Here is an 8,340-nt window from a genome sequence, read left to right as displayed (position 1 = left end):
ATAAGGTTTTGATTCTAATAAACAGAGTACAACAGTTGTAATTTGATAAAAAAAACGGAGGTAAGTTTACCTCCGTTTTGCTTTTTTAGGGTTTGTTGTCTCCTCTGTGATTTTCGTTTCTTGGCTCTTTTCACCCAAATATTGGGCAAAATCTATTACGGAGTTCTTTATTATGGTATATTCGTCCTTTGTTAGGAAATACAATCATAAGAAAGAGTCATATTTGTCGTGTTAATTCGAAGCCAAGACCACTACATATTCAAGTAAATATACTTTGCTAATTAAGACCAATGGATATAATTCAATTTTTTAATAGAGAAATGAAATTTTCTGAAGAAGAAAATCTCATATTGGAGCAGTCATTTGGGGTAGAATATTATGCTAAAGGAACTACAGTTATTCAGCCAAATAGTTTTTCCCGAAAAGTTTTTTTCATCGAAAAAGGCTTATTACGCTGTTATTATTACAAGGAAGGAAAAGATATTACACACTTCTTCTTTGATGAAGATTCATTTACAGCACCACTCAACAGTGTTTTTTATAATAAAGTGGAAGCCTACGGTTGGGAAACTTTGGAGGAAACAACGCTTCGAGTAATTCAATATGATGATTTACTAGATTTATTTGTTAAATATCCTAGTATTCAACGCTTCTTTTTTGGGGTTTCTTTGGATATTCTCAATTCTTATGCTCTCAAACTTGAATATCTTCAGTTTTATACTGCTGAAGAGCGATATGCCAATCTACTTGAAACCAACCCCAAAATCTTAAACCGCGTCTCATTAGGACATATTGCCTCATATTTGGGTATCACTCAGCAAACCTTAAGTGTAATTAGAGGAAAAAAATAATGAACCATTTTTCATTTTTTAAGATTTCTGAAAAGTTTTTATCCAAATTCTTGCGTGCTTTGCATTGTAATTAATCAATCACAAAGGCATAGAAACATGGAAACTCACTATATCTTTTTGGCCTATCATGTAGGGATTGCTTCTGTTTTTCCTTTGATTAAGGAGAAACTTGCTAATCATGCTCAGGTTTCGCTTCTTTACTATTCATCCAATCATCTTTACGATTTTCAAAAAGAATTAGGGATACTGCAATATCATTTTAATTCTCAGCTGTACATAAGTTATGAATCCGATTACACCGAACATAAAGGGCTATTGAAAAATGACAATATCGAGGCAATCATCAATGCCAACACTATTCCTAATATGTGTTTTATAATTTCGGGCAATCAGCTTTTTTCAGAAAGAATCAAAAATGTACTCCTTTTCTTAGGGGCAAATAACATCATTGTTCAAGAGCAATATTTTGTGGCCTAAGTTAATGGGTAAAATATAATCTAACTATTGGACTTTCGGCATTGAGTGATGGGTTCTCAGAAAAATATCTCTCTTGTATTTCTAGGAGCTATTTTGCTCAATTCTAACGGCGTATGCCCAAAAGAGTGCTATTACTTTTTTAGAAAAAATTTTTATTCACAACTCATAATTCAGCACTAATACATAGTACCCCATACAAACAATTTACCAAATCTATCAAATCACAAGCACATGAAATTTTATCTCATGCCTGTTGCCCTATTGCTTTTAGCGTGCAACAGCGAACCAAAAGAAGTACAAAAAGAAGAAGCGATTCTTGTAAAAACAGAACAAGTAGCAAGCACAAGTATTCAATCAGAAATTGCTATCAGTGGCAGCATTGAAGGCTCTACTACCGCCCGTTTGGGTTTTATGGTAGCTGGTAAAATAAAAAGTATTCATACTAAAGAAGGACAAAATGTATCAAAAGGGCAACTAATAGCCAGTTTAGACCCCAGTAATTATGTGATTGCCAAGCAACTTTCAGACGTACAAGTAAATGCCACTGCCGATGAATACAGCCGTTTGAAACAGTTACGTACAAGAGGAAGCGTTAGCGAAAGTGACTTCTCTAAAGTTTCTTTTTCCTTGGAAGAAGCCCAATTACAACAAAAACTCCAAGCCAAAAATGTAGAAGATACCAAATTGTATTCGCCTATCAGTGGTGTTTTGCTAAGTAAGCAAACAGAAGTTGGTGAAATTGTGGGTGTAGGTACGCCACTATTTGTACTTTCATCAATCCAAAAAGTACTTGTATCGGCATTTATTCCAGAATCTGAACTCCAACATATTAAAATTGGGCAAAAAGCCATGATTTACATTGGTGCATTGGATAAAACTTTTGAAGGAAAAGTAAGCGAAGTAGGAGCTGTTGCCGACCAAGCTACCAGAGCCTTTACCGTAAAAATTACCCTAGAAAACAAAGGTTTACACATTCGTCCTGGGATGATTGCTGAGGTAAAATTGAATAACAACCAGAGCAAAGAAAGCATTTTATTACCATCGTCTTGCATTGGTAATGATGCCAACAGCCAAAGCTATGTTTATGTAGTGGACAAAACATCGGGCAAGGCTTTCAAACGTAATGTGAGCCTCGGTAAAATCGTCAACAACAAAATTGAAATAGTTGCTGGCCTATCCTTGGGCGAAACCGTAGTAACATCAGGACAAACCAAGCTTTCAGATGGCTCACATATCATCCTTTCAAAATAATTAAGCAATATGAATTTTATAGAAGCAGCACTTAAATATAAGCATCTTACGCTCTCAGTCTTGTTGATGCTCTTTGCCATTGGCGTAAATTCATTACTTGAAATGCCACGCCGAGAAGACCCCAAAGTAACGATTCGTCAGGGACTTGTAATTGCCCTATTTCCCGGTGCAAAACCTGTACAAGTAGAAAACCAAGTAACCAAAAAACTGGAGCAATACCTTTTTCAGTACGAAGAAGTAGATAAAACCAAAACCTATTCTACTACCAAAGACGGTATAGTGATTATCAATGTAGAGCTTACCGAAAAAGTAAAACAACCCGATATTTTTTGGAATAAGCTCAGACATCAGTTGTTGATTTCAAAGGAATTAGATTTACCAAAAGGTGTGCAAGGGCCACTTGTAGATTCCGACTTTGGTGATACCGAAGCAATGGTAATTGCCTTAGAAAGTAACAATGCCACTTACGAACAGCTAAAAACTTATACTCAAAAAATGGAAGCTGCCATTCGTACTTTGCCTGCGGCTTCAAAAGTAAAACGTATTGGTGAGCAACAAGAAGAAATTGTGGTGTCGTCGAGCTCCGAAAAATTATCACGATACCATATCAACCTTGGGCAGGTAGCCGATTTGCTACAATCGCAAAATAGTATCAACGCAACAGGTAAAGTAAAAAATGAGCAAGCTGAAACCTCACTTTATACAAATGGATATTATCGCACAGAAAACGATTTGGCGAATCAAATTATCGGTACTTCATCGGTAGGAGCAGTTGTAAAACTGGGTGATGTAGCCTCATTACAAAGAGATTATGCCGAGCCAGAAAGTATTATTACCGTGAATGGCAACAAAGCCATGTTGCTTTCCATACAAATGCACGAAGGCAATAATATTGTAGATTTTGGTAAAGAAGTAGAAGCCAAAATTAAGGAAGCACAAAAGTTGATTCCAGCCAATATTAAAGTAACTACGTTGGTATCGCAACCTACTTTGGTCGATAAAAATATTTCACACTTTATCAAAGAGTTTTTCTTGGCAATAGTTTCGGTAATTGTAGTTGTCATTCTGTTATTACCTTTCAGAATTGCCTCAGTAGCAGCGATGGCAATACCCGTAACAGTAGCCTTGACTTTTGCCTTGATGAATAGCATCGGCATAGAATTACACCAAGTTTCGTTGGCGGCTTTGATTTTGGTATTGGGAATGGTGGTGGACGATGCCATCGTAATTGCTGATAATTACGTAGAATTATTAGACGAAGGCGTAAACCGCTGGGAAGCCGCTTGGCGAAGTGCCTACGACCTCATCATTCCAGTGTTGGCGGCTACCATTACCATTATTGCCTCGTTTATGCCCATGGTTTTGCTCAGAGGTTCTACGGGTGAATTTATCTTTACTTTGCCTATTACGGTTGCCATTGCCCTCATTGCCTCATACTTTGTGGCTTTGGTACTTACGCCTTTGTTGTGCTATACTTTTATCAAAAAAGGTTTGCATAACCACGGCGAAGAAAGTAGCCACAAGAAAGAAAAAAAATCTGTCTTGACCTATATGCAGGATGGCTACAATGTAGCATTAGACTGGTGTGTTAAATTCCCTAAACTGACCATTTTGGGAAGTATTATTTCGGTAATGGCAGCGTACTTTTTGATGACTCATGGGGTAAGAGAACTCTTTTTTCCACCAGCAGAACGCAATCAGTTTATCGTAGAAGTATGGATGCCCACAGGCACAAAAGTAGCCAAAACGCAAGAGGTAATTTTAGAAGCTGAAAAACTTATCAAAAAAGATAAAAGAGTCAATGATTTCGCTACGTTTGTGGGTACATCGGCACCAAGATTTTATTACAATTTCGCCCCAGAAGTACCAACAACCAATTACGGGATTATTTTAGTAAACACAACCAACGAAAAAACGGCCGAAGAACTCAGCGAAGAACTCAGAGAAAAATTAAAAACCCTTACTACCGAAGGTACTTTTTTTGTAAAACTCATGCAACAAGGTTCGCAATTAATGGCTCCCGTAGAAGTACGAATTGTAGGAGAAGACATCGCTCAACTTAAAAATATTGGTAGTCAGGTCGAAAGTATTTTGAAGAAAAGCAAGGGAAGTTTTTTAGTAAGAAATGATTTTGCCGAAGATAGCTATGGTATTGATTTAAGAGTAAAGGAAGAAGCCCAAAAGCTTGGTTTTACTACCTCAAGTATTGCTCAGATGGTTTATACAGGTTTTAGCGGTTATCCGATTTCTACGATTTACGAAGGAAATAATCCTGTCAATATCGTTTTAAGATTAGACAAAGACCGTCGTAAAGATACCCAGGATTTAGAAAATATTTATCTTACTTCGCCTGTGACGAATGCAGAAGTACCACTTCGACAAATTGCCGACTTAACACCGCAATGGCAAACAGGTAAAATCATGCACCGCAACGGCGTAAGAACCCTAACGGTACAAAGCGAAACCATGCCCAATGTTTTGCCGGCCGAATTGCTGGGTGAAATAAAAGACGACATCGAAAAATTACAATTGCCAAGCGGTTATCGAATTGAGTACGGTGGCGAAGAAGCCAACAAAGACGAAGTATTTGTAGATATGGTCAGTGCCATGCTGATTAGTTTAGTACTGATTTTCTTTATCTTACTTTTCCAATTCAAAAATCTCAAAGAAGCATTTATCATCATGCTAACTATTCCTTTGAGTTTGTTTGGAGCAATCTTCGGCTTGTACATCACAGGAAACAACTTTAGTTTCACGGCTTTTATTGGCTTGATTGCCCTGTCGGGAATTGTGGTTCGGAATGCCATTATTTTGGTGGACTATACCAATATTTTGATAACACAAGGCATGGACATAAAAACGGCGGCCATCCTTGCTGCTCAACGTCGCTTGCGTCCTATTTTCCTTACGGCTATGGCGGCGGCCATTGGCGTAATGCCCATGATTATTTCTAAATCTGCCATGTGGGCACCTTTGGCAAGCGTACTCGCTTTTGGGGTAGTCTGGAGTATGATTATGGCATTGCTAACCGTGCCAGTGCTGTACATTGGTTGGATAAAGCCCAAAGACAAAACTCAATTTTCACAAGATTCAAAAATACTTGTTTCCCATGAAGCTTAATATCAAAAGCAAAATTTTATTGCTACTCGTTTTATTAATGAATGCTTTTGGCTTGAAGGCACAGTCGAAGCAAGCATATTCTTTACAAGAATTGATAGAATCAGCCTTGAAAACCAATCAATTACTAACAATTAAAGATTGGCAAATTCTGGAAAAAAAGAGTAAACTCCGTGAAGATAATATCCGAAAATATCCTGCGGCTTCTTTAGACGGAAACTATCAATATAATTTCAAATTAGCAGAATTAACTATTCCTGCTGGAGTACTTGGCTCGGTAACAACCAATACAGGTACAGAGCAATTGTTGCCACAAGAAAGTAGCAAATTTACCCTAGGCGAACGCCATACGTATGGCATGGGCTTGTCTATCTATCAGCCCATTAGTCAGCAAGGGAAAATCAAAACAGGTTTAGACCTCAACCTTCTTGATATTCAACTGACCGAAAAAGAAAAGCTCAAAGCCAGTCAGCAATTGCGTTTGTCGATTGAAAAACTGTATTATGGCGTATTAATCGTTCAGAAAAAAACAGAAGAATCAAAAGCAAAATTGGCACTTGCCAAAGCCAAACTTTATGATGCGGAAGGAGCGTTGAATGCAGGAAAAATCGTCAGCACAAGTATTGCAGGTTTGCAGGCAAGTATTGCCGAAGAAGAACAAAACAGCATGAAACTGACGATGCAAGTACAAGATTATCTCAGTGATTTGAGCTACCTAAGTAATATCAAAGCTGATTCATTAGTCATAAAAGATATAGATTTGCGTCAAGAATCACTGAAAGTATTAGACGAATACAAAGCCGATGCCGCCGCCAATCCTGATTTGCAAATCGCAGAAATTACAAAGGAAAAAGCATTACTTGGCCTAAAAGCGGTACAACAAAGCAATATTCCAGATGTAGGAGCTGTGGCTGGTTATTCGTATCAATACGGTAATCCGATTTTACCAACGGTAAACTTTTTTGTTGGATTGAACCTGAAATGGAATTTGCAAGACCTCTTCACCAACAAAGAAGTAATGAACCAAAGAACTTATCAAGTAAAGCAAGCCGAAGAAAATATTTCCTACCTCAAAAATCAGTTGAATAGCGAAGTAGAAAAAGCTTGGAGAAAAGTAAATCAATCTAAAATTTTGATTGGCGTGGCTCAAAAAGTAGTGAAGTACCGCCACGATGCTCTTAAAGAACAAAATGATAGAAAGGCATCAGGCATGAATATCAATACAGAAATGCTTGATGCACAAGCCCACTTAGCACAAGCCGAAGCCGACCTTTATGCCGCCGACTTATCTTATTTGGTAGCCGTGGCAGAACTGAATAATTTAATTGGCAAATAAAATTTTCACTTTTCATTAGCAACTGATACACGATTGGGTGTATTAGTTGCTAACTTGTTGTATGACAAATGTTGAAATCCTTTACCACAAAATTATCACGATACTGATACTTTCGGCTTTATACACCGCCGGAATTGGATTATTCTTTTATGTAAAATTATTGGGTACAGAAGAAATCCTTCTGATTAAACAAAGCTCTCGTTTTGTGATTGTTCCATTGAGTATGGCAATTGGCTTTGTTATATCGCTTGTCATCGGAATAGCCGAGTTGTTTTTATTTGAAAAATGGACAAAATATTCATTCCTAAAATTTGTACTTTATAAATATGGGTTGATTGTTACAACCATCATTTTGGGCGAAATCTGCTTATTTGTCCTCTTAGAAAATAGAAGCGTTCCGATAGAAAAGGTATTCAACGACCTTCCTAATTTTATCAAAAGCGATACTTTTATCGCTATTTTCATTTACCTACTGGTATTTAGTATTGCCCTGAATATCTGGGAAGCCGCTACCGAGTACCTCGAACCTGCTGCCATTTTAGACTCACTCGTGGGTCGATACAAACAGCCCCAAGAAGAAGACTTAACGTTTATTTTTATAGATTTAAAATCCTCTACTCGCTTGGCAGAAAAACTCGGACATAAAGCATACAGCCAATTGGTTGATGAATGTTTTGCCCTATTGACCAACTGCCTTTATCAGCACAAGGCAAATTTGTATCAATTTGTGGGCGACGAAGCCGTTTTGTTTTGGCAACGAGATTTTGCCAGTAAAACCGCCGCACCCATCCATTTATATTTTGATTTTTGTCGAGCCATCGAAAATAAGCAGGAAGAGTTCATAGAGAATTTCGGAGAAGTACCCCATTTTCGGGCTGCCGTTCATGGTGGAATTGTTACCGCCACAGTCATAAAATCAATGAAAAAATGTATTGTTTATCACGGCGATGTGCTCAATACTTGTGCCAGAATCATGAGTCTTTGTAGCCAATATAATGTTGATTTATTGGTATCCCAAGATATCAAGAATTGCTTAAGTACTCATAAAGTTTATAGCGTAAACCTTGCTGATGAGGTGTTTTTACGAGGAAAAGAACAGCAGACAAAGATTTATACAGTGCAATTCAATAAGCATTAAACAACTTGTCATGATCCCAGGCACAAAAAAGGTTAGTAGGAACAAAGGTGAGCTAGTGAGCAAAATTTGATTTAAGTTGTTTGCAGAAGGCATAAGGCAAAAAGTATTGGATTGTTTTTTTAGTAACAGTAAAATTTTTGCCGAATGCCTACAGCCGAAAGTCAAAAACT

6 protein-coding genes are annotated in these 8,340 nt (G+C 37.5%); all 6 read left to right on the top strand.

All coding sequences use genetic code 11. The annotated features are described in order from the left end of the window. Window positions 1-320: 320 nt before the first annotated feature. The 6 genes from ACOVO2_RS12685 (at window position 321) to ACOVO2_RS12660 (ending at window position 8,170) form a co-directional block, all read left to right on the top strand. Complete coding sequence (locus tag ACOVO2_RS12685) at window positions 321-851, top strand: Crp/Fnr family transcriptional regulator (RefSeq protein WP_421770335.1); 531 nt, start codon at window positions 321-323, stop codon at window positions 849-851. Between the two features lie 96 nt (window positions 852-947). Beyond that, the gene (locus ACOVO2_RS12680) at window positions 948-1,328 is read left to right on the top strand and encodes a hypothetical protein (protein WP_421770334.1); all 381 of its coding nucleotides are present in this window, start codon (window positions 948-950) and stop codon (window positions 1,326-1,328) included. A gap of 231 nt (window positions 1,329-1,559) precedes the next feature. Then, the gene (locus ACOVO2_RS12675) at window positions 1,560-2,579 is read left to right on the top strand and encodes an efflux RND transporter periplasmic adaptor subunit (protein WP_421770333.1); all 1,020 of its coding nucleotides are present in this window, start codon (window positions 1,560-1,562) and stop codon (window positions 2,577-2,579) included. Window positions 2,580-2,588: 9 nt separating this feature from the next. Further along, a complete protein-coding gene (locus ACOVO2_RS12670; RefSeq protein WP_421770332.1) occupies window positions 2,589-5,699 on the top strand; it encodes an efflux RND transporter permease subunit in 3,111 nt (1,036 codons plus the stop codon). Further along, window positions 5,689-7,032 (top strand): TolC family protein, encoded by a 1,344-nt coding sequence (locus tag ACOVO2_RS12665; protein WP_421770331.1) that lies wholly within the window; start codon window positions 5,689-5,691, stop codon window positions 7,030-7,032. The genes ACOVO2_RS12670 and ACOVO2_RS12665 overlap by 11 nt, the downstream gene beginning before the upstream one ends. Window positions 7,033-7,093: 61 nt before the next feature. Next, window positions 7,094-8,170: an adenylate/guanylate cyclase domain-containing protein gene (locus ACOVO2_RS12660; RefSeq protein ID WP_421770330.1), complete on the top strand. Its 1,077-nt coding sequence runs from the start codon at window positions 7,094-7,096 to the stop codon at window positions 8,168-8,170. Window positions 8,171-8,340 lie beyond the last annotated feature (170 nt).

It is taken from the genome of Emticicia sp. (assembly GCF_049241225.1).
Classification (GTDB): domain Bacteria; phylum Bacteroidota; class Bacteroidia; order Cytophagales; family Spirosomataceae; genus Emticicia.
Note: the sequence above shows the minus strand (reverse complement) of the source record. Positions and strands in the feature narration are given on the sequence as shown.

Coding starts and splice junctions, on each gene's coding strand:
- ACOVO2_RS12685 (WP_421770335.1), top strand. CDS start 321: ATGAAATTTTCTGAAGAAGAAAATCTCATATTGGAGCAGTCATTTGGG.
- ACOVO2_RS12680 (WP_421770334.1), top strand. CDS start 948: ATGGAAACTCACTATATCTTTTTGGCCTATCATGTAGGGATTGCTTCT.
- ACOVO2_RS12675 (WP_421770333.1), top strand. CDS start 1,560: ATGAAATTTTATCTCATGCCTGTTGCCCTATTGCTTTTAGCGTGCAAC.
- ACOVO2_RS12670 (WP_421770332.1), top strand. CDS start 2,589: ATGAATTTTATAGAAGCAGCACTTAAATATAAGCATCTTACGCTCTCA.
- ACOVO2_RS12665 (WP_421770331.1), top strand. CDS start 5,689: ATGAAGCTTAATATCAAAAGCAAAATTTTATTGCTACTCGTTTTATTA.
- ACOVO2_RS12660 (WP_421770330.1), top strand. CDS start 7,094: ATGACAAATGTTGAAATCCTTTACCACAAAATTATCACGATACTGATA.